This is a genomic window from Micrococcus porci, from assembly GCF_020097155.1.
Lineage (GTDB): Bacteria > Actinomycetota > Actinomycetes > Actinomycetales > Micrococcaceae > Micrococcus > Micrococcus porci.
This window is the reverse complement of the sequence record NZ_CP083691.1, coordinates 1168003-1190825: the sequence shown is the minus strand read 5'-3', so window position 1 is coordinate 1190825 and position 22823 is coordinate 1168003. Positions and strand designations below refer to the sequence as shown.

The following is a 22823-nucleotide window of genomic DNA, read 5'->3' as shown; positions in this document are numbered from 1 at the left end:
CGACGCCCCCGCCCCTCCCAGTGGAGGTGCGGGGGCGTCGTCGCGAGCGGCCCGGCGTCAGTGCTGGTGCTCGTCCTCGTCCTCGACCTTGTCGGCCACGAGGGTCTCCGTGGTCAGCACGAGCGCCGCGATCGAGGCGGCGTTGGCCAGCGCGGAGCGGGTCACCTTCACGGGGTCGATGACGCCGTCGGCGATCAGGTCGCCGTACACGCCGGTCTTGGCGTTGAAGCCCTCGTTCGGCTTCATCTCCGCGACCTTGGAGACCACGACGTAGCCGTCCTCGCCCGCGTTCTGGGCGATCCAGCGCAGCGGCTCCTTGAGCGCCTTGCGGACGATCTCCACGCCGGTGGCGGCGTCGCCGGTGAGGGCGGTCACCTCGGCGTCCTCGTCCAGGACGGAGAGCGCGTTGATCAGGGCGGTGCCGCCGCCGGCGACGATGCCCTCCTCGAGCGCGGCGCGCGTGGAGGACACGGCGTCCTCGATGCGGTGCTTCCGCTCCTTGAGCTCCACCTCGGTGGCGGCGCCCACACGGATCACGCCGATGCCGCCGGCGAGCTTGGCCAGGCGCTCCTGCAGCTTCTCGCGGTCCCAGTCGGAGTCGGTCGCGGCGACCTCGGCCTTGATCTGGGAGACGCGGGCCTCGACGTCGGCCGCCTCGCCGCCGCCGTCGACGATGGTGGTGGCGTCCTTGGTGACGGTGACGCGGCGGGCCGAGCCCAGCACGTCGAGGTCGGCCTGCTCCAGCTTCATGCCGAGGTCCGGGGAGACCACGGTGGCGCCCGTGAGGATCGCGATGTCCTGCATCATGGCCTTGCGGCGGTCGCCGAAGCCCGGGGCCTTGACGGCCACGACGTTCAGGGTGCCGCGGATCTTGTTCACCACGAGGGTGGACAGGGCCTCGCCCTCGACGTCCTCGGCAATCACGAACAGCGGCTTGTTGGCCTGCAGCACCTTCTCCAGCAGGGGCAGCAGCTCCTGCACGTTGGAGATCTTGCCGGAGTTGATCAGCACGTAGGCGTCCTCGAGGACGGCCTCCTGGCGCTCGGCGTCGGTGACCATGTACGGGGAGAGGTAGCCCTTGTCGAACTGCATGCCCTCGGTGACGTCCAGCTCGGTGGAGGTCGTGGAGGACTCCTCGATGGTGATCACGCCGTCGGTGCCCACGGTGTCGAAGGCGCGGGCCAGCAGCTCGCCGACCTCGTCGTTCTGGGCGGAGATGGCGGCCACGTGGGCCACCTCCTTGCCCTCCACGGGGCGGGCGTTCTCCTGCAGGCGCTTCTCGACGGCGGCGACCGCGGTCTCGATGCCCTTCTTGACCTCGTTCGGGGCGGCGCCGGCGGCGACCTGGCGCATGCCCTCGTTCACGAGGGCCTGGGCCAGCACGGTGGCGGTGGTGGTGCCGTCGCCCGCGATGTCGTTGGTCTTGGTCGCCACCTCCTTGGCCAGCTGCGCGCCCATGTTCTCGTACGGGTCCTCGAGCTCGACGTCCCGGGCGATCGTGACGCCGTCGTTGGTGATGGTGGGGGCGCCCCACGCCTTGTCCAGGACCACGTTGCGGCCCTTCGGGCCGAGGGTCACCTTGACGGTGTCGGCGAGCTTGTCGATGCCGGCCTGGAGGGCGCGGCGGGCGTCGTCGTTGAATGCCAGCTGCTTGGCCATGACGGCGGCTCCTTTCGGATCGGGTGTTCGGGGAGAAGAAGAGGGGACGCGAAGGGCCCGGGGCGGCGAGTGCCGCTCGCCGGGCCCGACGCGTCAGGGGGTCACTTGGTGACGACGGCCAGCACGTCGCGGGCGGAGAGCACCAGGTACTCCTCGCCGCCGACCTTGACCTCGGTGCCGCCGTACTTGGAGTAGAGGACGACGTCGCCCTCGGCCACGTCCACGGGCACGCGGGTGCCGTTCTCGGCCACGCGGCCCGGGCCCACGGCCACGACCTGGCCCTCCTGGGGCTTCTCCTTGGCGGTGTCCGGGATGACGAGGCCGGACGCGGTGGTCTGCTCGGCCTCCAGCGGGCGGACGACGATGCGGTCCTCGAGGGGCTTGATGGAGACAGACATGCTGCACACTCCTTCTGTTCGACGTGCGGTGCCCCGGCGGCGGGGCCGGGCCGCGATGTTCAGATCTGCGGGGGTGCCACGGGCGTCAGGCCCGGCGTCGTCGCGGTGCCGCTGGGCCCATCCTTGGCTTGGCACCCGGTACCCCCCGAGTGCCAGGTCTGACTCTAGCGCGGGGCTGGCACTCCCACCAACCGACTGCCAACGCCGTGCGCCGACGGCGGAACACGCCCCTCCCCCCTTCTGCTCGACCCGCGTCGTGAACACGACGCAGGAGGGGCTGAGGGTCCAGACCGTCCGTGCGGTCTCCGGGTTCCCCGTCCACTCCTGCACAGCCCGGCCCCGCTCCTCCGCCGCCCCTCCCGCAGGTCTTCACCACGGCCGAAGCCCTCGCGGCGGGAGCCGGCCCGGCCCGCCTGCGTCGCGGCGACCTGGACGCCCCGCAGCGCGGCGCCCGCGTCCGGGTGGGCGGACCTGTGCACGCTGCGTCCTCCCTGGCCCGAGCCGGACCTGGTGGCGGCGGCCGACCATCTGGTCACGCACCCCTGGTCGCCGCGCGGCCGTCTGCCGCCGCTGACGACCGTGGCACGGCTCCGCGCGATGCTGGAGCGGGTGCGCGTCGGCGCCGACTCAGCCGTGGTGTCCCTCGCGCGACTCGCGCTCGTCGACGCGGGGCTCGGCGAGCCGCTGCTGCAGCACCGGCTGGACCCCTGGGACCCGGACTGCCCCGAGACCCACATGTTCTCCCCGGAGCTGGCGGTCGCCCTGGAGTACGACGGCGGCGGTCACCTCACGCCCGCACAGCAGGCCCGCGACGCCCGTCGTGACCGCCGGCTGCCGGCCCGCGGCGTCACGCCCCTGCGGAACACCGCCGAGGACCACGCCGAGGGGTACCGCCGGCTGATCGCCCAGCTGCAGGACCGCCGTCGCGGCCGATGAGCGGGTCCGGGCAGGGCCCACGACCGTTCCCCGCCACGGCCCCGCTCACCAGTACACGGCCAGCGGCCCGTGCGGTCCGTCCACCACGCTGCAGGGGGTCTTGAAGATCCGCTCCAGCACCTCAGGGCGCAGGATCTCGGCCGGGGTGCCGGTCTCCACCACCTGGCCGTCGCCCATGGCCACGATCCGGTCGGCGTAGTGGGCGGCGAAGTTGATGTCGTGCAGCACGATCACCACGGTTCGGCCCAGCTCGTCGGCGGCCCGGCGCAGCTGCTGCATCATCTGCACCGAGTGCTGCATGTCCAGGTTGTTCAGCGGCTCGTCCAGCAGCACGTACTCGGTGTTCTGCGCCAGCACCATCGCCACGTACGCGCGCTGCCGCTGGCCGCCCGAGAGCTGGTCGAGGTACCGGTTCTCGAACGGGCCGAGGTTGAGGAAGTCGATCGCGTCCGACACGTGCCGCTCGTCCTCCAGGGTCAGCCGGCCACGCGTGTACGGGTAGCGCCCGAACCCCACGAGCTGTCGCACGGTCAGCCGCGTCACGAAGTGGTTCTCCTGCCGCAGGATGGACAGGGTCTGGGCGATCTTCCGAGACGGCGTCGTGGTGATGTCGTGCCCGCCCACGGCGATCGTCCCGGCGTCGGCGTCCTGCAGCCGGCCGATCATCGTCAGCAGCGTGGACTTGCCCGCCCCGTTGGGCCCCACGAGCGCGGTCACTCCCCCGGCCTGGATGTCCAGGTCCACGGGTCCGATGCACACCTCGTCGCTGTGGCGCTTCACCACGCCGCGCAGCTCGATCACAGACGTCCCTTTCTCATCACGACGATCAGGAAGGTGATGCCGCCGATCAGCTCGATGACCACCGTGACCGCACCCCCCGCGTAGAACACGTGCCGCAGCACGAAGTAGGCGCTCGTGAGCACCGCGTACCCGGCCAGCGCCGCCACCGGGAGGATGAACCGGTGGTCGTGGGTGTCGACGAGGCTGTACGCCAGCGTCGCCACGAGGAAGCCGAGGAACGTCATCGGGCCCACGAGCGCGGTGGTCATGGCCATCAGCACGGAGACCAGCAGCAGCGTCACCATGAGCTCGCGCCGGTGGTGCAGGCCCAGGTTGGTCGCGGCGTCGGCGCCGAGCGCCACCGTGTTCAGGCGACGGGAGCGCAGCCACAGCAGCGCACACACGACGACGGCGATGGGCGCGGCGATCGCCACGTACTCGGTCCGGGCGTTCGAGATGTTGCCGAAGAGCCGCGCGCTCAGCAGGTCGAACGAGTTCGGGTCCAGCAGTCGCTGCATGAACGTGCTCAGCGCGGCCAGCCCGCCGCCCAGCACCACGCCCACGAGCAGCATCAGATGGACGCTGCCGTAGGGCCGGGACAGCAGCCACGAGTACAGGGCCGTCGCGAGCGCCACCATGAGCGCGGCCTGGGCGAGGAACGGCCCCACCCCGGTCAGCACCGCGACGCCGGCGGCTCCCAGCACGTACACGGCGGCGGTCGACACGGCCGTGTAGAGCGCCTCGAACCCCATGATCGAGGGCGTGATGATGCGGTTGCCCGTCACCGTGTGGAAGCTGACGGTCGCGAAGGAGTGGCACAGCGCCACGATCCCGATCACGCCCAGGGACTCCACGCGCATCCGCGCGATCATCCAGAACGCGCGCGAGCCGGGCTCGGCCTCGTTGCCCCACAGCAGGATCCCGGCGGTGGAGAGCACGGCGACGGCGGCCAGCACCGCGACGACGAGCGCATACCTCCGGCGGTCGGCGGCGGTGACGAACGCGCCGGACCGGCGCGGGGCGTCGGCGTCGACGGGCCCGGCCGCGGTGGCGCCGCCGGACGGGGCGGGGATGCGACCCGGGGCGGTCGCGAGCGGCTCAGCCATGCTTGGCCTGCCTCAGCAGCAGGGCGAGGAACACGATCGCGCCCACGAGGCCCAGGATCAGCGAGATGGGCACCTCGAACGGGGCGATCACGGTGCGCCCGATCAGGTCGCAGACGATCACGATCCACACGCCGACCATGACCACCCAGGGCAGGTTCGTCCGCAGGTTGTCGCCGCGCACCATGGACACGAGGTTGGGGACCACGAGCCCCAGGAACGGGAGGGCCCCGATCACCACGGTGACCACGCCGGTGGCCACGGCCACCATGGCCACGCCGGTGAGGATCACGGCGTCGTAGTTGAGGCCGACGTTCGTCGCGACGTCCTTGCCGAGGCCGGCCACGGTGAAGCGGTCGGCGATGACGAAGACCGCCACGCACACGATCAGCACGAGGAAGAGCAGCTCGTACCGGCCGCGGACCACGGAGGTGAACGAGCCGGCGAACCACGCGCCCACCTGCTGCAGCATGTCCGTCTGGAGGGCGAGGAACGTCGAGGCGGCGCCCACGACGGCGCCGAGCATGATGCCCACGATCGGCACGATGAGGGAGGACTGCAGGCGCACCCGCCGCAGGAAGAGGAAGAACACGAGGGTGCCGACGAAGGCGAAGAGGATGGCCCCGACCATCCGGGTCACCAGGCCCGACCCCGGCACGAGCACCATGGTCACCAGCAGGCCGAGGCCGGCCCACTCGGTGGTGCCCGTGGTGCTGGGCTCCACGAAGCGGTTCTGCGTCATGAGCTGCATGATCAGCCCGCACATCGCCATCGAGGCACCGGCCAGCACGAGGGCGACCGTGCGCGGCACGCGCGTGATGGCGAACATCTCGCGTCCGCCCTCCGCGCCGACGTCGTACACGCCCACGAACAGCGAGACCACGATGAGGGCCGCGGTCACCAGGACGCCGACCAGCAGCGGCCAGGTGCGCTGCCAGCGGGTGCGCTCGGGCCGCAGGACGGCGGGCGGGACCCAGCACACGCGGTCGCCCCGCCCCGGCTCCTCGAGCCGGGGCGGGGCGTCGGCGACGTGGTGACGCACGTCGAGAGTCACTGCGCGCCTTCGAAGGCCTTCGCGAGGTCTTCCATGACCGTGGTGTGGTTCTGGATGTCCTCGGAGACGTAGAAGTCGGCGGGCAGGTACACGATGTTGCCCTCCTTCACCGCGGTCACGTCCTGGAGGGCCTCGGAGCGCTCGATCAGCTCGGCGGCGGTGGCGTTCTCCTCGCCGACGGCGGCGTCGCGGTCCATGACGATCAGCCAGTCCGGGTTCGACTTCGCGATGGCCTCGACGGAGATGTCGTCGCCCTGGTGGTTGTCGGTGCCCGACTGATCGAGGGCCGGGGTCAGGTCCAGCATGTCGAAGAACGGGCCGATGGAGCGGCCGGTGCTGGGCGCGGCGTACGACAGCTCGCCGCCCGAGGCGATGAGGCCCATGACGGTCTGCTCGGGGTCGTAGGCGTCCTTGGCGAGCTGCGTGGCGGCGTCGAAGTCGGCGATGAGCTTCTCGGCATCGGCCTCGTGGCCGGTGGCCTCGCCCAGCAGGGTGGTCAGCTTCTTCAGGCCCTCGTCCATGGGGGTCTGCGTGACGTCGAAGTTCGTGTCCACGACGGCGGCGTCGCCGGTCAGCTCGTCGATCTCCGCCTTGCGCTCGTTGAACCGCTGGCCGTTGAAGACGACGTCCGGCTCGGCGGTGACGAACAGCTCCATGTCGGGCTCCCGGTGGTTGCCGATGTCGGCGACCGAGTCGTCCTGGAGGTAGGAGGGCCCGCCCTCGCCCTTGTACATGATCTGCTTCGGCGCGGCCGACAGCTCGACGCCCCAGTCGTCCAGGGTGCGGAAGATGCGGTTGTCCGTGGCGATGACGGAGTCGACCTCCTCCGGCAGGGTGACCTCGGTGCCGGACATGTCCGTGACGGTGACCCCGGCCGCGACGCCGCCGGCCGTCGCGGAGGAGGACGCGGCCGAGGAGGCCGGGGAGGAGGACGCGGCCGAGGAGGCCGGGGAGGAGCCCTCGGCGGCGGGGCCTCCCGCTCCGCAGCCGGCCAGCGTCAGGGCGGCGAGCGAAGCGAGGGCGGCGGCGGTGGACAGGCGTGCGGTGCGCATGGGGGATCTCCTCGGCGGGCGTCGCGGGTGCGGCCCGTGCGTCGTTGGGGCGGGCGGGGGGACGCCCTCAGGTCAGGTGAGGCTTACCTCAGTTGATTAGGGTACACGCCCGTCACGTAATGCGCGGCACAGCCCTCGCCGGAGTCACCCGGCGTCACACGGCCGCCTCAGCCGGCCGGCAGGGGCTCCACCTCGAACGCCACGCGCCGCTCCCCCACGCGCGCCAGCACGAGCGTCGCGTGACGTCCCCCGGGCGTGCCGCGACCGAGCACGGCGGCCCGCACCTGCTCCGGGGTCTCCCGCACGCCGCGCTTCTTCACGTCCAGGCGACCGACACCGGTCTCCCGCGCCCAGCGGGCCAGCGCCTTCGTGCGGAACTCGTGCACCGCGAGCACCCGGTATCCGCGCGCCAGGGGGTGCGGCGCCGCGTCCGGCGCCACGAGGTACGCCAGGTGCGGGTCCAGCAGGCGGACAGCCGGGCCGAGCTCCACCGCCAGGTCCGTCACCAGCCCCGCGCGGATCACCGCCCCGTCCGGCTCGAGCAGGACCTGGCCGACGAGCCCGTCCACGCCCTCCTCCCCCACCGCCTCCACGGCGGGCGAGGACGCGGCGGCCGGAACGAGGCGGTGCACGGCCGACCCGCGGGTGTCCAGCAGCGTCGCCGTGCGCCGCCCGGGGGCCTGCGCGAGCGGCCCGAACCACAGCGTCACCTCCACGACGTCCCCATCCACAGACACCCATTCGGCCTCGGCCGCGGCGGGCACGTGCTCGTGGGGCAGGCCCGGGCCCAGCTTCACACCCACCGGACGGCCGCCGTCGGCCAGGCCGAGCACGAAGGACAACGGCGGGGAGAACGCCTCGGGGTCGAACACGCGTGCCGTCCCGGACGAGCCCAGCCGCCGACGCGCGGGGTCCAGCCAGAGCGCATCCACCTCGTCCGCGTGCGCGGCCGCCCACGCCTCGGCGTCGCCCGTCACGACGCTGGCGGCGCCCGCGGGGGCGAGGGTCGCGAGGTTGGCCGCCGCGGCGGCGGCCACGGTGGGGTCCCGCTCGACGGCGGTGACGTCCAGCCCGGCGCGCGCGTACACGAGGGCGTCCGCCCCGATGCCGCAGCCGAGGTCGGCGAGGGAGCGCACCCCGGCCTCCTGAAGGCGCCGCGCCCGGTGCTCCGCCACCACGGCGCGGGTGGCCTGCTCGAGCCCGTCCCGGGTGAGGAGCATGCCGTCCGCGAGCGCACCGAGCTTGGCGCGCCCCGCGTGGCGCAGCCCCGCCTGGGTCAGGGCGGCGGCGACCGTGTCGGCGTCGTGTCCGGCGGCGCGCAGGCGGGAGGACAGGGCCAGGGGGTCCTGGCCAGAGACGTCGCCGAGCCCGTCGAGCAGGACGCGCCCGGCGGGGTCCAGCACCGGCTCCAGGCGGGTGGCGTCGGCCGCGGACTCGGCCGCGCGGGGGCGGCCCGGCCGGTCGGCGGGACGCGGACGGGGCCGCGACGGGCGGGCGGGGCGCTGGGATCGTGCCATGCGACCACCCTAGGATGACGCCATGAGCCTTCCCTTCGCCGACTCCGCGCAGTCCACCCTCGGCATCGAGTGGGAGCTAGCGCTCGTGGATCCCCTGACGGGCGACCTGCGCTCCGAGGCGCCGGGCATCCTCGAGGAGCTGCGCGCCGAGGCGGGCCTGGACGCGGACGCCGACCACCCGCACGTGACGGGCGAGCTGCTGCAGAACACGGTCGAGCTGGTCACGGGCGTGCACGGCTCGGTGCCGGACGCCGTCGCGGACCTCGGCGGGATCGCGGCCCGCGTGCAGCGCGCCGCGGCGGACCGCGGGCTGGCGCTGTTCTGCCAGGGCACGCACCCGTTCGGCGAGGCGATGACGCAGCCCATCACTCCCAAGGCGCGCTACGGGCGGATGGTGGACCTCACCCAGTACTGGGGCCGCCAGATGCTGATCTTCGGCGTGCACGTGCACATCGGCCTGGACGACCGCGCCAAGGCCATGCCCGCCGTCAACCGGCTGATCAGCCGGCTCCCGCACCTGCTGGCGCTGTCGGCGTCGTCCCCGTTCTGGGTGGGCGCGGACACCGGCTACCAGTCCCAGCGCACGCAGCTCTTCCAGCAGCTGCCGACCGCCGGGCTGCCCTTCCAGTTCGAGACGTGGGAGGGCTTCGAGCACTGCGTCGAGCAGATGACGGGCGTCGGCATGGTGGAGGACGTCACCGAGTGCCGCTGGGACGTGCGCGCGGTGCCGCGCCTGGGCACCGTGGAGATGCGGGTGTGCGACGGCATGGCCACCCTCGAGGAGATCGGCGCCGTCGCGGCCTACGCCCAGTGCCTGGTCCATGAGCTCTCCGCGCAGGTCGAGGACGACGAGCCCGTCGCGATCCTGCCGCCCTGGTACACCCAGGAGAACAAGTGGCGCGCCGCCCGCTACGGCCTGGAGGCCACCGTCATCACGGACGACGCCGGCACGCAGGTCCCGCTGGCCGAGCACCTGGCCGCGGACCTGGAGCGCCTGGCCCCGGTGGCGGAGGAACTGGGCTGCGCGGCGGAGCTGGCGCACGCGCGCGTCCTGATGGAGCACTCCCCCGCGGACCGGCAGCGACGCGTGGCCGCGGAGGCCGCCGCGGGTCCGCCCCGGACGGGCGAGGACCCCGCCGACCCGGTCGCGCCCCTGCGCGCCGTCGTCCGGGACGCCGCGGACCGCACCCGCGAGTCCCTCCGGGCCTTCCAGGGCTGACCTGGGGATTCCGGCCCGCGCACCCTTCCTTCGGGGCCGGCCGGGCCGTAGCGTACCCGGCATGCGAGCACTCACATGGCAGGGAAAGCGAAGCGTCTCCGTCGAGGACGTCCCGGATCCGCGGATCCAGGAGCCCACGGACGCGATCATCAAGGTCACCTCCACCGGCATCTGCGGATCCGACCTCCACCTCTACGAGGTCCTGGGCCCGTTCATGGACAAGGGAGACGTCATCGGCCACGAGCCCATGGGCATCGTGGAGGAGGTCGGCTCCGCGGTCACGAACCTCTCCCCCGGTGACCGCGTCGTCATCCCCTTCAACATCTCCTGCGGCCACTGCTGGATGTGCCAGCACGGCCTGCAGTCCCAGTGCGAGACCACCCAGGTGAAGGAGCAGGGCTCCGGCGCCGCGCTGCTGGGCTACTCCCGCCTCTACGGCTCCGTGCCCGGCGGCCAGGCCGAGTACCTGCGGGTGCCGCACGCCGACTACGGGCCCATCAAGGTGCCGCACACCGGCCCCGACACCCAGTGGCTGTTCCTCTCCGACGTGGTGCCCACCGCGTGGCAGGCCGTGCAGTACGCGAACGTGTCGAAGGGCGACACGCTGGCCGTCCTCGGCCTGGGCCCCATCGGCCAGATGTCCGCGCGCATCGGCGTGCACCTGGGGTGCCGCGTGATCGCCGTCGACCCCGTGCCGGAGCGCCGCCACATGGCCGCGCGCCACGGCGTCGAGGTCCTGGACATGGAGGGCTCCGGCACGGGCGTCCCGGACCTCCTGCGCCAGGCGACCGGCGGGCGGGGCCCGGACGGCGTCGTGGACGCCGTGGGCATGGAGGCGCACGGCGCGCCCGTGGCCGCGGCCGCCCAGACCGCGGCGGGCATGCTGCCCGGCCCGCTGGCCCGCGCGGCCGTCAAGACCTCCGGCATCGACCGTCTCACGGCCCTGCACACGGCGATCGAGTCCGTGCGCCGCGGCGGCACCGTCTCCCTGAGCGGCGTGTACGGCGGCATGCAGGACCCCATGCCGCTGCTCACCATGTTCGACAAGCAGATCCAGTTCACCATGGGCCAGTGCAACGTCCGCCGCTGGGTGGACGACCTCCTGCCCCTGATGGACGACCCGTCCGATCCCCTGGGCGTGCTCGACCTCGTGACGCACACCGCGCCCCTCGAGGATGCGCCCGCCATGTACGAGAAGTTCCAGAAGAAGCAGGACGGCTGCATCAAGGTGGTGCTCACGCCGTGAGGATCGTCGTCCTCGGTGCCACCGGCAACGTCGGGACGGCCCTGCTCGAGCGCCTCCACCGGGCCCCGGAGGCCACCGAGCTCGTCGGCGTGAGCCGGCGCGGCCCGGACCGCGCGGGCGCTCCGTACGACGGCGTCGAGTGGCACCGCATGGACATCGCCGACGCCGCGTCCGCCCCCCGCCTCACCGAGGTGCTGCGCGGGGCGGACGCCGTGGTCGACCTCGTGTGGGTGATCCGCCCCAACCGCGACCGCGCGCATCTGCGGGCGGTCAACGTGGACGGCAACGAGCGCGTGTTCCGTGCCGCTGCCGCCGCGGGGGTGCCCCACCTGGTCTACGCCTCCTCCGTGGGCGCGTATGGGCCGGGGCCGAAGGACGTGCGGGTGGACGAGTCGCACCCCACCACGGGCGTGCCGACGTCCCACTACGCGGCCCAGAAGGCCGAGGTGGAGACGATCCTGGACCGCGTGGCGGCCGAGCACCCGCGGATGCTCGTCAGCCGGCTCCGGCCCGGACTGATCTTCCAGTCCGGCGCCGGGCCCGAGATCAAGGACTACTTCCTGGGCGACCTCGTGCCCGCCCGCCTCGCCGCGCGCCTGCGCACCCCCGTGCTGCCCTTCCCCACGGGCCTGCGCTTCCAGGCGCTCACCGCCCAGGACGTCGCGGAGGCGTACTGGCAGGTGGTCGCCCACCGCGCCGGCGGCGCGTTCAACGTCGCCGCCGAGCCCGTGCTCGACGCCCACACGATGGGCACGGTGCTCGGCGCCCGCCGGATCCTCGAGCTGCCCGTCGCGGTGTTCCGCGCCGCCGCCGCCGTGAGCTACCGGGCCCGCCTGCAGCCCACGGACCCGGGCTGGGTGGACATGGCCGCCGCGGTGCCCGTGATGGACACCTCCGCGCTGCGGCGCGCGACCGACTGGCGCCCGCGCACGGACGCGCGGGACGCGGTGCGCCTCGTGCTCGACCACCTGGACGGCCGGGAGGGCCTCGGGAACGCGGGGCACCGCTCCCACTCCCCTCTAGAGTGAGCCCCATGCAGACCCCCCGCCGCACCCTCCTGACCGGCGCGCTCGCCGCCGCCGGCGTCGTCCTGACCGGATGCACATCCTCCGGCTACCCCGCCGACCCGGACGGCACCCTGGACCGGATCACGGGCGGGACGCTGCGGGTAGGGGCCTCGCACCACCCGCCCCACGTGGACGCCGCCGGTGCCGAGCCCCAGGGCCCCGAGCCGGACCTGGTGCGTGCCTTCGCCGCCGAGCGGGACGCGCGCGTGGAGTGGACCGTCTCCGGCGAAGAGGCCCTCATGACGGCGCTGAAGCAGGGCGACCTCGACCTGGTGGTCGGCGGGCTCACGAAGAAGTCGCCCTGGACGACCGACGCCGGTCTGACCCGCCCCTACGCGGAGACCACGGGCCCGGACGGGGAGAAGGCCGAGCTCGTCATGGCCGTCCCCCTGGGGGAGAACCAGTTCCAGTCCGCGCTCGAGCGCTTCCTGGACGCGCACGGCGAGGAGGCCGGGGCATGAGCGAGAAGCGCACCATCGGACGCGCCGAGCTGCCCGACGACGTCGCGCGGGCCGCCCACCAGGCCGTGGTCCTCGAGTGGGTCTCCCTCGGCTGGCTCGTGCTCACGGTCTCGCTCGTGGCGGTCGTGATGGGCTCCTCGCAGGCCATGCGCGCCGCGTGGATCGAGGACCTGCTCTCCCTGATCCCGCCGATCGCGTTCCTCGTCGCCCTGCGCGTGGCCCGCATGGCCCCGACGCGGGCCCGGCCCTACGGCTCTCACCGGTCCGTCGGGGTGGGACACCTCGTGGCCGCCGTCGCCCTGTCCGTGATGGGCGTGGTCCTCGTCGGCGACTCCCTCCTGGGCCTGCTGACGGCGGAGCACCCGCCCATCGGCACGTTCGACCTGTTCGGGCACACCGTGTGGCAGGGCTGGTTCATGATGGCCGTGATGGCCCTGTCCGTGCCCGGGCCCATGATCCTCGGCCACAAGAAGCTCAAGCTCGCCGAGCAGCTCCACGACCGCGTGCTGTACGCGGACGCGGACATGAACAAGGCGGACTGGCAGACGGGCGTGGCGACCATCGTCGGCGTGGCCGGTATCGGCCTGGGCTGGTGGTGGGCGGACGCCGCGGCGGCGATCTTCGTGGGCGTGAGCATCGTGCTGGACGGCTGGAAGAACCTCAAGGAGGCCGTCACGAACCTGGCGGACCGCCGCGCCACCACGATCGACGGCGCGCGCCCGCACCCGATCATCGACCGCGCCGAGCGGGTGGCGTGGGCCCAGCCGTGGGTCCGGCACGCCGGCGCCCGGGTGCGCGACGAGGGCCACGTGTTCCACCTGGAGATGTTCGTGGTGCCCCGGCACGGCGCCGACGTCACCGTGGGCCGCTGCGCCGACCTGCGCGAGCGGATCGAGGAGCTCGACTGGAAGCTCGAGGACGTCGTCGTGGTCCCCGTGGCGGAGCTCCCCGAGGAGGTCCACGGCGGGCGGTCCGGCGACGAGCAGTCGAAGGGCAGCGAGTAGGCCCGGCCACGACGGGCGCGCGCCGGCCGCCGTCGGGCCGGCGCGTCAGGCGGCGCTGACCGCGGAGACGGGCTGGCCCGGATCCGCCCCGAACGCGAGGTCCGAGGGGGCGACGCCGTCGGCCACGAGCCGGGCGCCGAGCGCGGCGACCATGGCCCCGTTGTCCGTGCACAGGTTGACCGGCGGGACGACGAGCTCGATCCCGGCGGAGCGGCACCGGTCGGCGAGCAGCCCGCGCAGGCGGGAGTTGGCGGCCACACCGCCGCCGAGCAGCAGGTGCGTGAGGCCGTGCTCGCGGCACGCCCGCACGGCCTTGGCCGTGATGACGTCGGCCACCGCCTCCTGGAAGGACGCGGCGATGTCCGTGCGCGGCACCTCGAGCCCCTGCGCCTCGAACTGCTCCACGGCCCGGGAGACGGCGGTCTTGAGCCCCGAGAAGGACCAGTCGTGCCGGTGCGGGCCGGGCTCCTCCGCGGTGCCCACGAACTTGCCGGCCGTCAGCCCGCGGGGGAACCGGAACGCCTTCGGGTCCCCCTCCTGCGCCATCCGGTCGATCACGGGGCCGCCGGGATACCCGGCCCCGATGAGGCGGGCGACCTTGTCGTACGCCTCGCCGGCGGCGTCGTCGATGGTGGAGCCCAGCAGGGTGACGTCCGAACTGATCCGGTCCACCTGGAGGATCTCGGTGTGCCCGCCGGAGACGAGCAGCGCGCCGAGGTCCCGGGGCAGGTCGTCCCAGTCGGCGGGGCGCACGCCGTCCAGCAGCCCGACGCCGACGTGGGCCACGAGGTGGTTGATCCCGTAGAGCGGTTTGTCCGCCGCCACCGCGAGCGCCTTGGCCCCCGCGACGCCGACCATCAGCGCCCCGGCGAGTCCGGGCCCGGAGGTCACGGCGATCGCGTCGACCTCGTCCAGCGTGACCCCGGCGGCGTCGAGGGCGCGGCGGACGGTGGGCACGAGGGCCTCGAGGTGGGCGCGCGCGGCGATCTCCGGGATGACGCCGCCGAAGCGCACGTGCTCCTCCACGGAGGAGGCGACCTCGTGGGCCAGCAGGGCGGTGCCGCGGGCGATCCCGACGCCGGTCTCGTCGCAGGAGGACTCGATGCCGAGGACGAGGGGGGCGGTTGCGGTGGCGGACATGGGGGCCATTCTAGGCCGGGCCGCCGGGCGGGGCCGCGTTCAGAGGGCCCGGCGCATGACGACGGCGTCCTCGCCGCCCGGGTAGTAGCCGCGGCGCACGGCGATCGGCTCGAACCCGTGCCGCGCGTAGAGCCGGCGGGCGGCGGCGTTGGACTCGCGGACCTCGAGCAGCAGGGACTCGGCCCCGCGCTCGCGCGCGGCGGCGACCATCCAGCGCAGCTGCGCGGCGCCGATCCCGCGGCCCTGGACGGCGGCGGCAGTGCCGATGGTCTGCACGTCTGCGGTGTCCCCCACGGCCATGATGCCGCCGTACCCGACGATCTCCCCGGTGTCCTGGCGGACCACCACGCGGTAGTCCCGGGTCGTGGGGCGGCCGTGGGCGTCGAGCGCGCCGGCGGGGCCCGCCTGGGCGAGCTCCTCGGCGTAGAAGTGCCCCGGCCAGGCGTCCAGCGGGAACAGGGTCTCCTCGTGCTCCAGCACCTCGGGGACATCCCACACGGTCATGGGGCGCAGCAGGAACCCGGCGGGCAGCCCGTGGGCGGGCGCGGCGTCGTCGCCGGGGTCCGTAGCGTCGGGCAGGCTCATGCGCCGGCGGGCCGCGCCGGGGTGCGCGGGGCCGGCACCGTGGCGTCGGACTCGCGGAGGTACAGGGGCGTGGGCGGCAGCACGCCGCGGCCGCGGCGCAGGGCGAGCTCGTCCACGCGGCCCAGGCTGACGGCGTCGGGCACGGCGCCCTCCCAGCCGTCGACCGCGTGCAGGGCCTCGGGGTAGAGGCCGGCGCCGGCCCCGTAGGCGGGCAGCGGGGTGACCTCGGCGGCGGGGGTGACGAAGGGCCCGTGCAGGAGGGTCGGCTGCCCGCCGACCTGGGCGTAGTGCGCCCAGTAGACCTCGCGGCGCCGCGCGTCGGTGACGACGACGAACTCCTCGACGGCGTGCGCGAACGCGTCCGTGCCCGCCCGGTGGGCCAGGGCGTCCAGGCTCCGGATCCCGTGCACCGGCACGTCCCACGCGAAGCCCAGGGCCTCCGCGGTGGCCAGCCCGGCCCGCAGGCCGGTGAACGGGCCCGGCCCGACGCCCGCGGCGATCCCGTCCAGGTCGCCCCCCGCGACGCCGGCCTCCGCGAGAACCTGCCGCACCGCCGGGGCGAGGACCTCGGCGTGGCTGGTCGTGTCCGCGGTGGACCAGGCGGCGAGGGGCTCTCCGTCGCGCAGGAGGGCGACGGACGCGGCGGAGGAGGAGTCGAGGGCCAGGAGCAGGGGCATGCCCGCCAGTCTACGGAAGGGCCACCGCGGCCCAGCGGGGGCCGTGGGCGCGCACGACGGCGGTGCGCACCTCTTCGGCCGCCTCGCCCTCCTCGTCGGAGAAGTCGGTGACGATCACCGGCGCGTCGGGGGCGGCGTCGCCGCCGGCGGGGCCGTCGGGGAGGTCCGCCCCGCCGCGGGCCCGGAGGACCTCGACGTCCAGCCAGGACGCCTCCGGGTCCTCGGGGAAGCCTGCGAGGGACTCGGCCATGCCGCGGCCCCACTCGACCACGGTGACGGAGCGGTCGGCGGTGGCCTCGAGGTCCAGGTCCGTCAACTCCCCGGCCGAGCGCAGCCGGTAAGCGTCCACGTGGACCAGGTCGGGCCCGTCCGCCAGCGACGGGTGGATGCGGGAGAGCACGAAGGTCGGGGAGATCACGCCCTCGCGCACGCCCAGGCCCGCGCCGAGGCCCTGCGTGAGGGTCGTCTTGCCCGCGCCGAGCTCCCCGGTGAGGATCAGCACGTCGCCCGCGCGCAGCACGCCCGCGAGCGCGGCGCCGAACTCCCGGGTGCCGGCGGCGCCGTCGAGGGGCACGCGCCGCTCCCAGACCGGGGCGGGGAGGGGCTGCTCAGCACGGCGGCCGGCGATCATGCGGCCACCTCCCCCGCGGCGGCGCCGTCCACGTGCACGCGCGGCACGCGCGGCGAGATGCGGGTGACGAGCTCGTAGTTGATGGTCCCGGCAGCCTCGGCCCACGCGTCCGCGGGGATGCCCGAGGCGGGGCCGAACAGCTCCACCGGGTCGCCGACGCGCTCGGCGGCGCCCGGCCCCAGGTCCACGACGAGCTGGTCCATGGCCACGCGGCCGACATGCGGCACGCGGCGCCCGGCGACGGCCACCGGAGCGCCCTCGGCGATGCGCGGCACCCCGTCCGCGTAGCCCAGGGGCACCAGGCCCAGGACGGTGGGCTCGGCGGTGCGGTGGCGGAAGCCGTAGGAGACGCCCTGCCCGGCGGGGACGGCCTTCACGGCGGCGAGCGTGGTCTGCAGCGACATCGCGGGGCGGAGGCCGAACTCGGCGGGGGCGCGGTCCGGGAACGGGCTGAGCCCGTAGAGGCCCAGCCCCACGCGCACCATGTCGTGGTGCAGGTCGGGCCGGGTGAGGGCGGCCGGCGTGTTCGCCAGGTGGCGCACGCGCGGGCGCAGGCCGGCGGCGTCCAACGCCACCGTGGCCTCGCCGAAGGCGGCGGCCTGGGCGTCGGTCTCCGCGGCGCGGTCGAGCTCGTCGGCGACGGCCAGGTGGGAGAACAGGCCCTCGACGTCGACGACGCCCTCGTCCTGCAGCGCGGCGGCGCGGGCGGCCAGCGCCGGCAGGTCCGCGAGCAGGCAGCCGTTGCGCCCCAGGCCCGTGTCCGCCTTCACGTGGACGGTGGCGCGGCGTCCGGCCGCCCGGGCGGCCTGCGCCACGGCCTCGAGGTCCCACATGCCGGAGACGCCCAGGGCGACGTCCGTCTCCACTGCGGCGCGGAACGGGGTGTCCCGGGTGTGGAGCCACGCGAGGATCGGAGCGGTGACCCCGGCGGCGCGCAGGGCCAGGGCCTCGGTCACGTGGGCCACGCCGAGCCGGTCGGCCCCGGCCTCGAGGGCAGCTCGCGCCACGGGCACGGCGCCGTGGCCGTAGGCGTCGGCCTTGACCACGGCCATCAGCGCGGTCGAGGCGCCGTCCGGGCGGCCCAGGCGCGCGCGCAGGGCCGCCACGTTGGAGCGCACCGCGGCCAGGTCCACGAGCGCGCGCCGCTCGGCCGGCGCCGCCTCGGCGGCGGAGGGTGTCAGGTCAGGGGCGTCGTCCATGCGCGTCATTCTCCCACCAGCGCCGGGCCACCACGTCGCCCAGCGCGGCGGGGAGGGTGTCCGCCGTGGCGCGGCCGTCGGCCGCCTGCCGGACGCCGGCCCGGGCGTGCAGCCAGGCCGCGGCCGCCGCGAGCGCGGCGGGCGACGGCCGGCCACCCCGCGCGGCCCCGTGCCGCTCGTCGCCGCCCCGGCGTGCCCGGGCGGTCTCGGCCGCGAGGACGGCCCCCAGGGCCCCGGCCAGGACGTCGCCCGTGCCGGCGACGCCGAGCTGCGGGCCGCCGTCGCGCATGAGCCAGGCCTGCCCGTCCGGGGCGACCGCCAGCGAGGCCGGCCCCTTGAGCAGGACCGTGACCCCGCGCGCGGCGGTCCACGCCCGCAGCCGCGCCAGCTCCCCGGCGCCGTCCTCGTCCACGTCCACGGCGTCGGCGGCGGGCACGGGGAGGCGGTCGCGCAGACGCGCCCACTCCCCCGCGTGCGGGGTGATGACCGTGCGAGCGTCCACGGCGGCGAGCGCCGCCAGATCCTCCCCGGTCACGAGGTCGAGGGCGGACGCGTCCACCACGAGCGCCGCCGGGCCGCGGTCGCCGTCCGCCCCGGAGGCGAGCACCGCGGCGACGGTCGCGCGGACCCGCTCCCGCGCGCCGTCGCCGTCGCCCAGGCCGGGGCCGAGCACCCAGGCGTCGGCGCGCTCCGGCGCCGGGCCGTCCGCGGAGGTCAGGGCGGCCGGATGCGCGGCGAGGACGAGGTCCCCCGCCCGGGCCGGCCCGCCGTGGTGCGCCATCCCGGCGCCGCCCGCCAGGACCCCGCCCACCGCGAGGACCGCGGCCCCCGGATACCGCTCCGAGCCGGCGACGACGCCGACCACCCCGCGCGTGTACTTGTGGGCGTCCCGGGCCGGGACCGGGTGCAGGCGGGCGACGGCGTCGTCGTCCACGACATGCAGCCCGGCGGCGGGATCGGCCGGCAGGTGTGGTCCCAGGCCGATGTCGACGCACACCACCCGCCCGGCCCGGCCCGGTCCGGCGCCGAGCAGCAGCCCCGTCTTGGACGCGCCGAAGGTCACGGTGAGGTCGGCGGCCAGGGCCTCGCCGGGGACGGCCCCGGTGTCGGCGTCCACGCCCGAGGGCAGGTCGCAGGCCACCACGGCGGCCCCGGACGGCAGGTGCCGCGCCGGCTCCGGCAGGGTGAAGCCCCCGCGGGCACCCGTGCCGAGCATCGCGTCCACCACGACGGCCGCCCGGGCCGGGACCGCCGTGGACCGCCGTCCGCCGGCGGCCTGCAGGGCGGCCCAGCCGGCGGCATGCCACACCGGCTCGCCCGCCTCGTTCCGACGCACGGGCACCGCGACCGCCTCGACGCCGCGGCGACGCAGGAAGGCCAGAGCCCACAGCGCGTCCCCGCCGTTGTTGCCCGGCCCCACCAGGGCCGCCACGGTCGCCCCGGCCACCGGTCCCCGCGCCCGCAGCTCGGCGGCCACGTGCTCGGCCAGGCCCCACGCGGCGGTCCGCATGAGCGCCTCGCCCCGCCCTTCATCCAGCAGGGGCCGCTCGGCCGCCCGCACGTCGGTTCCCGTGTGTGCTCGCATCAGGTGCTCCTCCCGCTCCGGCCCGGCCGGGCCTCAGTCGTGGCGCTCGGCGACGACGTACGCCACCGCCACGTCGCCGTCGTGGCTCAGGGACAGGTGCCAGTGGGTGACGCCCAGTTCGTCGGCCCGGTCCCGGACGGAGTCCGTCAGCCGGACCTCGGGCCGTCCGTCCCCGTGCGCGGGGCGCGGGATGCTGCAGTGGTGCCACATCATGCCCGGCGGTGCCCCCAGGGCCTTGGCGATCGCCTCCTTCGCGGCGAACCGGGCGGCGAGGGAGCGCAGGGACAGGTCCCGCTCCTCCTCCGTGAACAGCCGCTCCCGCAGGGCGGGCGTGCGCGCCAGCTGCCGCTCGAAGCGGGGGACGTCCACCACGTCCACGCCGATCCCGACGATCACGGCCGCACCCCCGCGCCCGCGCGGCCGACGCCGGCGGCCGACTCCGCGACGGCCCCGACCGGCATGCCGGCCGTCCGCTTGACCAGGTCCAGCGGCCACTGCAGGACGTCCGGGAGCTCGCCGGAGCAGTCCGTGGTCAGGGCGACCTTGGCGAAGGCCGCCGTGCCGTAGACGTCCTGGCGCACCTTCTCGGCGCCGGTGTAGCCGCCGTCGAACCGGTACATGGAGACGCTGCCGTCCGCGGCGGGGAGGCACCGCTCGGCCAGCAGGCGGGCGCGCTCGAGGTGCTGGTCGAAGGTCAGCACCCCCAGCCGGCGCAGCCCGAGGGCACGCATGCGGTCCGCGGCGAACATGACCTCGCCCTGGGTGGTGACGGGGTCCGGGGAGAAGCACTCGACCTCGACGCCCCGGGTGCGGGGGTCGCGCTGGGCCGGGGTGCCGCAGAACTTCTCGAACCCGTCCGGGCCGAGGTGCGCGGAGACGAACACCCGGTCGGCGACGCCGCGGTCCAGCAGCTCCAGGGCGGCGTCGTAGACCGCGGGCTGACTGTAGAGCACCAGCAGCGCGTCCACCCGGGGCGGGTCGTCCGGGCGGGGGTGCAGCGTCATGTCCGCGGCGCGCATCAGCCCGGGGCCGAACGCCGCGGCGAGCACGAGGGCGGCGGCCGCCAGGACAGCGCCCAGGATCCGGCGCCGTCGGCGGCCCCGCCCCCGGTCCGCCTGGACGCGACGCCCGGCCTGGGGGCCGCGCGGCGCGGCCTGGGCGTCGCCGTCGACAGCCGGCGCGGACCCGGCGGGGCGGCTCACCCCTGCTCCTGCCGCACGACCTCCCGCAGGATCATCGTCGAGCGGCCCGGGACCTCGATGACCTCCCCCGCCACCACGTGGGGGCGGGTGCCGGCCGGGGCCACGTGCGAGGACGTGTCCACGACGATCTCCCACTCCCCCGGGAACAGCGGGCCGGGCAGGGTGTACGGCACGGGCTCCCACCAGGCGTTCATCAGGACGTAGAAGTCGCGGAACGCCTCGTCCGGCTCGCCCTCGCGGCGCTGGAGGTCGTGGCCGTTGAGGTAGAAGGCGATCGAGCGCGCCTCCGCGCCCCAGTCCGCCTCCGTCTTGGCGGTCGCGTCCGGCTCGAGCCACACGATGTCGGGCAGCGGCGCCTCGACGTCGCGCTCGGCGGGCCGGCCGTCGAAGTGCTGGCGACGGCGGAACACCGCGTGGTCCCGGCGCAGGGCGATCACGTCCCGGGTGAAGGCGATCAGCGCGTCGTCCCGCGTGCTCCAGTCGATCCAGGAGAGCTCGTTGTCCTGGCAGTAGACGTTGTTGTTGCCCTTCTGGGTGCGCCCCAGCTCGTCGCCGTGGCTCAGCATGGGCACGCCCTCGCTGACCATGAGGGTGGTGAGGAAGTTGCGCTGCTGGCGGGCGCGGAGCGTCAGCACCTCCGGGTCGTCCGTCTCGCCCTCGACGCCGCAGTTCCAGGAGCGGTTATGGGAGTCGCCGTCGTTGTTGTCCTCGCCGTTGGCGTGGTTGTGCTTCTCGTTGTAGGAGACGAGGTCGCGCAGGGTGAACCCGTCGTGCGCCGTCACGAAGTTCACGGAGGCGCCCGGGTTGCGCCCGTCGCCCTCGTAGAGGTCGGCCGAGCCGGTCAGCCGGGTGGCGAACTCGCCCAGGGTGCCGGGCTCGCCCCGCCAGAAGTCGCGCACGGTGTCCCGGTACATGCCGTTCCACTCGCTCCAGATGCCCGGGAAGTTGCCGACCTGGTAGCCGCCCCAGCCCACGTCCCACGGCTCCGCGATGAGCTTGACGGTGCGCAGCACCGGGTCCTGACGGACGACGTCGAAGAACCCGGAGAACATGTCGGGGCCCTGCTCGCCCTCCACGCGGGTGAGCGTGGTGGCCAGGTCGAACCGGAAGCCGTCCACGTGCATCTCGGTCACCCAGTAGCGCAGGGAGTCCATGACGAGCTGGAGGGCCTTCGGGCTGGACAGGTCCACCGAGTTCCCGGTGCCCGTGTAGTCCATGTAGTGGCGCTCGTCGCCCTCGACCAGGTGGTAGTACCCGGCGTTGTCGAAGCCCCGGAAGCTCAGCAGGGGGCCCTTGTCGTTGCCCTCGGCGGTGTGGTTGTAGACCACGTCGAGGATGACCTCCAGCCCGGCGGCGTGGAGGTCCTTGACCATCTGCTTGAACTCGTGGACCTGGCCGCCGACGGTGTCGGCTGAGGAGTACGCCGCGTGGGGCGCGAGGTAGCCGAGGCTGTTGTAGCCCCAGTAGTTGGACAGCCCCTTCTCCTGGAGGATCGAGTCGTTGACGAACTGATGCACGGGCATCAGCTCCACGGCCGTCACGCCCAGGGACGTCAGGTGCTCGAGCACGGACGGGTGGGCCACGCCGGCGTAGGTGCCGCGCAGCTCCTCCGGCACGTCCGGGTGCAGGGCGGTGAGGCCCTTCACGTGCGTCTCGTAGACGACGGTGTCCGTGAGCAGCCGCTGCGGCGGCGCGTCGTCGCCCCAGTCGAAGTCGTCGTCGACGACGACGCCGACCATGGACGTGCCGCGGCTGTCGGCGGTGTCCATGCGGTCGGGCTCGTCGAAGGCGTAGGAGAAGTGCTGCTGCCCCCAGGCGTAGTCCCCGGTGAACGCGCGGGCGTAGGGGTCCGCGAGGAGCTTGTGGGGGTTGTGCCACAGGCCCCGCGCCGGGTCCCAGGGGCCGTGGACGCGCCAGCCGTAGCGCTGGCCGCCGCCGATCCCGGCCACGTGCACGTGCCAGGTGGTGTCGTGCCGCTCGGTGACCGGGATGCGCTCCTCGGATCCGTCCTCGGCGATCAGGCACAGCTCGACGGCCTCGACCTCCCTGCCCACGGCGACGGCGAAGTTCGTGCCGGCCTCGTCCACCGTGGCCCCCAGGGGGTACGGCTGTCCGATGTCCACTGTGTGCATGAAGGCCTCTCCGGAAGTCTCGGGGGGCGCGCCGGATCCGGCACGCACTCACCCCGAGTCTAGTGCGCGGAGCCCGGCCGCCCCTCGGCTCAGCCGACGCCGCCGCGCCCGTGGAGGAGAGCCCTCGGCCGCACCGGGTCCGGCACCGCCCCGGACGCGGCGACGCCCCCGTCGTT

22 protein-coding genes are annotated in these 22823 nt (G+C 74.6%); 6 read left to right on the top strand and 16 right to left on the bottom strand.

Features of this window, described 5'->3' with window-relative positions; genetic code table 11:
- Positions 1-57: 57 nt before the first annotated feature.
- Positions 58-1659, bottom strand: coding sequence for a chaperonin GroEL (groL, locus tag KW076_RS05765; RefSeq protein WP_224356629.1), 1602 nt, complete (start codon positions 1657-1659; stop codon positions 58-60).
- 101 nt (positions 1660-1760) lie between these two features.
- Positions 1761-2057: a co-chaperone GroES gene (gene groES / locus KW076_RS05760; RefSeq protein WP_135028631.1), complete on the bottom strand. Its 297-nt coding sequence runs from the start codon at positions 2055-2057 to the stop codon at positions 1761-1763.
- A 579-nt stretch (positions 2058-2636) separates the two neighbouring features.
- On the opposite strand from groES, the gene KW076_RS05755 reads away from it, so the two are divergent.
- Positions 2637-2993: a hypothetical protein gene (locus KW076_RS05755; protein ID WP_224356628.1), complete on the top strand. Its 357-nt coding sequence runs from the start codon at positions 2637-2639 to the stop codon at positions 2991-2993.
- A 45-nt stretch (positions 2994-3038) separates the two neighbouring features.
- On the opposite strand, the gene KW076_RS05750 is transcribed toward KW076_RS05755, so the two are convergent.
- The 5 genes from KW076_RS05750 to KW076_RS05730 form a co-directional block, all read right to left on the bottom strand.
- Positions 3039-3794, bottom strand: coding sequence for an iron ABC transporter ATP-binding protein (locus KW076_RS05750; protein ID WP_224356627.1), 756 nt, complete (start codon positions 3792-3794; stop codon positions 3039-3041).
- Positions 3791-4879, bottom strand: coding sequence for an iron chelate uptake ABC transporter family permease subunit (locus KW076_RS05745; RefSeq protein WP_224356626.1), 1089 nt, complete (start codon positions 4877-4879; stop codon positions 3791-3793). The genes KW076_RS05750 and KW076_RS05745 overlap by 4 nt, the downstream gene beginning before the upstream one ends.
- Complete coding sequence (locus KW076_RS05740) at positions 4872-5930, bottom strand: ABC transporter permease (protein WP_224356625.1); 1059 nt, start codon at positions 5928-5930, stop codon at positions 4872-4874. The genes KW076_RS05745 and KW076_RS05740 overlap by 8 nt, the downstream gene beginning before the upstream one ends.
- Positions 5927-6982: a siderophore ABC transporter substrate-binding protein gene (locus KW076_RS05735; protein ID WP_224356624.1), complete on the bottom strand. Its 1056-nt coding sequence runs from the start codon at positions 6980-6982 to the stop codon at positions 5927-5929. The genes KW076_RS05740 and KW076_RS05735 overlap by 4 nt, the downstream gene beginning before the upstream one ends.
- A 167-nt stretch (positions 6983-7149) precedes the next feature.
- A complete protein-coding gene (locus KW076_RS05730; protein WP_224356623.1) occupies positions 7150-8499 on the bottom strand; it encodes a THUMP-like domain-containing protein in 1350 nt (449 codons plus the stop codon).
- A 22-nt stretch (positions 8500-8521) separates the two neighbouring features.
- Between KW076_RS05730 and KW076_RS05725 the strand changes: the two genes are divergently transcribed.
- From KW076_RS05725 to KW076_RS05705, 5 genes are all read left to right on the top strand, one after another.
- On the top strand, positions 8522-9718 hold the full coding sequence (locus KW076_RS05725) for a glutamate--cysteine ligase (RefSeq protein ID WP_224356622.1): 1197 nt from the start codon (positions 8522-8524) through the stop codon (positions 9716-9718).
- A 61-nt stretch (positions 9719-9779) separates the two neighbouring features.
- Positions 9780-10964, top strand: coding sequence for a zinc-dependent alcohol dehydrogenase (locus tag KW076_RS05720; protein ID WP_224356621.1), 1185 nt, complete (start codon positions 9780-9782; stop codon positions 10962-10964).
- On the top strand, positions 10961-11992 hold the full coding sequence (locus tag KW076_RS05715) for an NAD-dependent epimerase/dehydratase family protein (RefSeq protein WP_224356620.1): 1032 nt from the start codon (positions 10961-10963) through the stop codon (positions 11990-11992). Before KW076_RS05720 ends, KW076_RS05715 begins: the two co-directional genes overlap by 4 nt.
- A 5-nt stretch (positions 11993-11997) precedes the next feature.
- A complete protein-coding gene (locus KW076_RS05710; RefSeq protein ID WP_224356619.1) occupies positions 11998-12492 on the top strand; it encodes a transporter substrate-binding domain-containing protein in 495 nt (164 codons plus the stop codon).
- On the top strand, positions 12489-13496 hold the full coding sequence (locus tag KW076_RS05705) for a cation efflux transmembrane domain-containing protein (RefSeq protein WP_224356618.1): 1008 nt from the start codon (positions 12489-12491) through the stop codon (positions 13494-13496). The genes KW076_RS05710 and KW076_RS05705 overlap by 4 nt, the downstream gene beginning before the upstream one ends.
- Before the next feature lie 45 nt (positions 13497-13541).
- On the opposite strand, the gene tsaD is transcribed toward KW076_RS05705, so the two are convergent.
- Genes tsaD through glgX form a run of 9 tightly spaced genes read right to left on the bottom strand, consistent with a single transcriptional unit; the run spans position 13542 to position 22647 of the window.
- Positions 13542-14645 (bottom strand): tRNA (adenosine(37)-N6)-threonylcarbamoyltransferase complex transferase subunit TsaD, encoded by a 1104-nt coding sequence (tsaD, locus tag KW076_RS05700; protein WP_434084362.1) that lies wholly within the window; start codon positions 14643-14645, stop codon positions 13542-13544.
- A 30-nt stretch (positions 14646-14675) separates the two neighbouring features.
- Positions 14676-15221 carry a ribosomal protein S18-alanine N-acetyltransferase gene (gene rimI, locus KW076_RS05695; protein ID WP_224356616.1) on the bottom strand — a complete coding sequence of 182 codons (546 nt, stop codon included), beginning with the start codon at positions 15219-15221 and terminating at the stop codon, positions 14676-14678.
- Positions 15218-15898, bottom strand: a complete 681-nt coding sequence (tsaB, locus tag KW076_RS05690; RefSeq protein ID WP_224356615.1) for a tRNA (adenosine(37)-N6)-threonylcarbamoyltransferase complex dimerization subunit type 1 TsaB — start codon at positions 15896-15898, stop codon at positions 15218-15220. The genes rimI and tsaB overlap by 4 nt, the downstream gene beginning before the upstream one ends.
- Before the next feature lie 10 nt (positions 15899-15908).
- Positions 15909-16529: a tRNA (adenosine(37)-N6)-threonylcarbamoyltransferase complex ATPase subunit type 1 TsaE gene (tsaE, locus tag KW076_RS05685; protein ID WP_224356614.1), complete on the bottom strand. Its 621-nt coding sequence runs from the start codon at positions 16527-16529 to the stop codon at positions 15909-15911.
- Positions 16526-17737 carry an alanine racemase gene (gene alr, locus KW076_RS05680; RefSeq protein ID WP_434084361.1) on the bottom strand — a complete coding sequence of 404 codons (1212 nt, stop codon included), beginning with the start codon at positions 17735-17737 and terminating at the stop codon, positions 16526-16528. Before alr ends, tsaE begins: the two co-directional genes overlap by 4 nt.
- On the bottom strand, positions 17712-19313 hold the full coding sequence (locus KW076_RS05675) for an NAD(P)H-hydrate dehydratase (protein ID WP_224356612.1): 1602 nt from the start codon (positions 19311-19313) through the stop codon (positions 17712-17714). Before KW076_RS05675 ends, alr begins: the two co-directional genes overlap by 26 nt.
- A 33-nt stretch (positions 19314-19346) precedes the next feature.
- Entirely contained in the window at positions 19347-19709 is a 363-nt protein-coding gene (locus KW076_RS05670; RefSeq protein WP_224356611.1) for a holo-ACP synthase, read from the bottom strand.
- A complete protein-coding gene (locus KW076_RS05665) occupies positions 19706-20515 on the bottom strand; it encodes a hypothetical protein (RefSeq protein ID WP_224356610.1) in 810 nt (269 codons plus the stop codon). The genes KW076_RS05670 and KW076_RS05665 overlap by 4 nt, the downstream gene beginning before the upstream one ends.
- Entirely contained in the window at positions 20512-22647 is a 2136-nt protein-coding gene (glgX, locus tag KW076_RS05660; protein WP_224356609.1) for a glycogen debranching protein GlgX, read from the bottom strand. Before glgX ends, KW076_RS05665 begins: the two co-directional genes overlap by 4 nt.
- Between the last annotated feature and the right edge of the window lie 176 nt (positions 22648-22823).

What these genes read in the sequence shown, in the direction of transcription:
- groL (WP_224356629.1), bottom strand. Translation starts at nt 1,659, where the DNA reads ATGGCCAAGCAGCTGGCATTCAACGACGACGCCCGCCGCGCCCTCCAG.
- groES (WP_135028631.1), bottom strand. Translation starts at nt 2,057, where the DNA reads ATGTCTGTCTCCATCAAGCCCCTCGAGGACCGCATCGTCGTCCGCCCG.
- KW076_RS05745 (WP_224356626.1), bottom strand. Translation starts at nt 4,879, where the DNA reads ATGGCTGAGCCGCTCGCGACCGCCCCGGGTCGCATCCCCGCCCCGTCC.
- KW076_RS05735 (WP_224356624.1), bottom strand. Translation starts at nt 6,982, where the DNA reads ATGCGCACCGCACGCCTGTCCACCGCCGCCGCCCTCGCTTCGCTCGCC.
- KW076_RS05730 (WP_224356623.1), bottom strand. Translation starts at nt 8,499, where the DNA reads ATGGCACGATCCCAGCGCCCCGCCCGCCCGTCGCGGCCCCGTCCGCGT.
- KW076_RS05725 (WP_224356622.1), top strand. Translation starts at nt 8,522, where the DNA reads ATGAGCCTTCCCTTCGCCGACTCCGCGCAGTCCACCCTCGGCATCGAG.
- KW076_RS05720 (WP_224356621.1), top strand. Translation starts at nt 9,780, where the DNA reads ATGCGAGCACTCACATGGCAGGGAAAGCGAAGCGTCTCCGTCGAGGAC.
- KW076_RS05710 (WP_224356619.1), top strand. Translation starts at nt 11,998, where the DNA reads ATGCAGACCCCCCGCCGCACCCTCCTGACCGGCGCGCTCGCCGCCGCC.
- KW076_RS05705 (WP_224356618.1), top strand. Translation starts at nt 12,489, where the DNA reads ATGAGCGAGAAGCGCACCATCGGACGCGCCGAGCTGCCCGACGACGTC.
- tsaD (WP_434084362.1), bottom strand. Translation starts at nt 14,645, where the DNA reads ATGGCCCCCATGTCCGCCACCGCAACCGCCCCCCTCGTCCTCGGCATC.
- rimI (WP_224356616.1), bottom strand. Translation starts at nt 15,221, where the DNA reads ATGAGCCTGCCCGACGCTACGGACCCCGGCGACGACGCCGCGCCCGCC.
- tsaB (WP_224356615.1), bottom strand. Translation starts at nt 15,898, where the DNA reads ATGCCCCTGCTCCTGGCCCTCGACTCCTCCTCCGCCGCGTCCGTCGCC.
- tsaE (WP_224356614.1), bottom strand. Translation starts at nt 16,529, where the DNA reads ATGATCGCCGGCCGCCGTGCTGAGCAGCCCCTCCCCGCCCCGGTCTGG.
- alr (WP_434084361.1), bottom strand. Translation starts at nt 17,737, where the DNA reads ATGACGCGCATGGACGACGCCCCTGACCTGACACCCTCCGCCGCCGAG.
- KW076_RS05675 (WP_224356612.1), bottom strand. Translation starts at nt 19,313, where the DNA reads ATGCGAGCACACACGGGAACCGACGTGCGGGCGGCCGAGCGGCCCCTG.
- glgX (WP_224356609.1), bottom strand. Translation starts at nt 22,647, where the DNA reads ATGCACACAGTGGACATCGGACAGCCGTACCCCCTGGGGGCCACGGTG.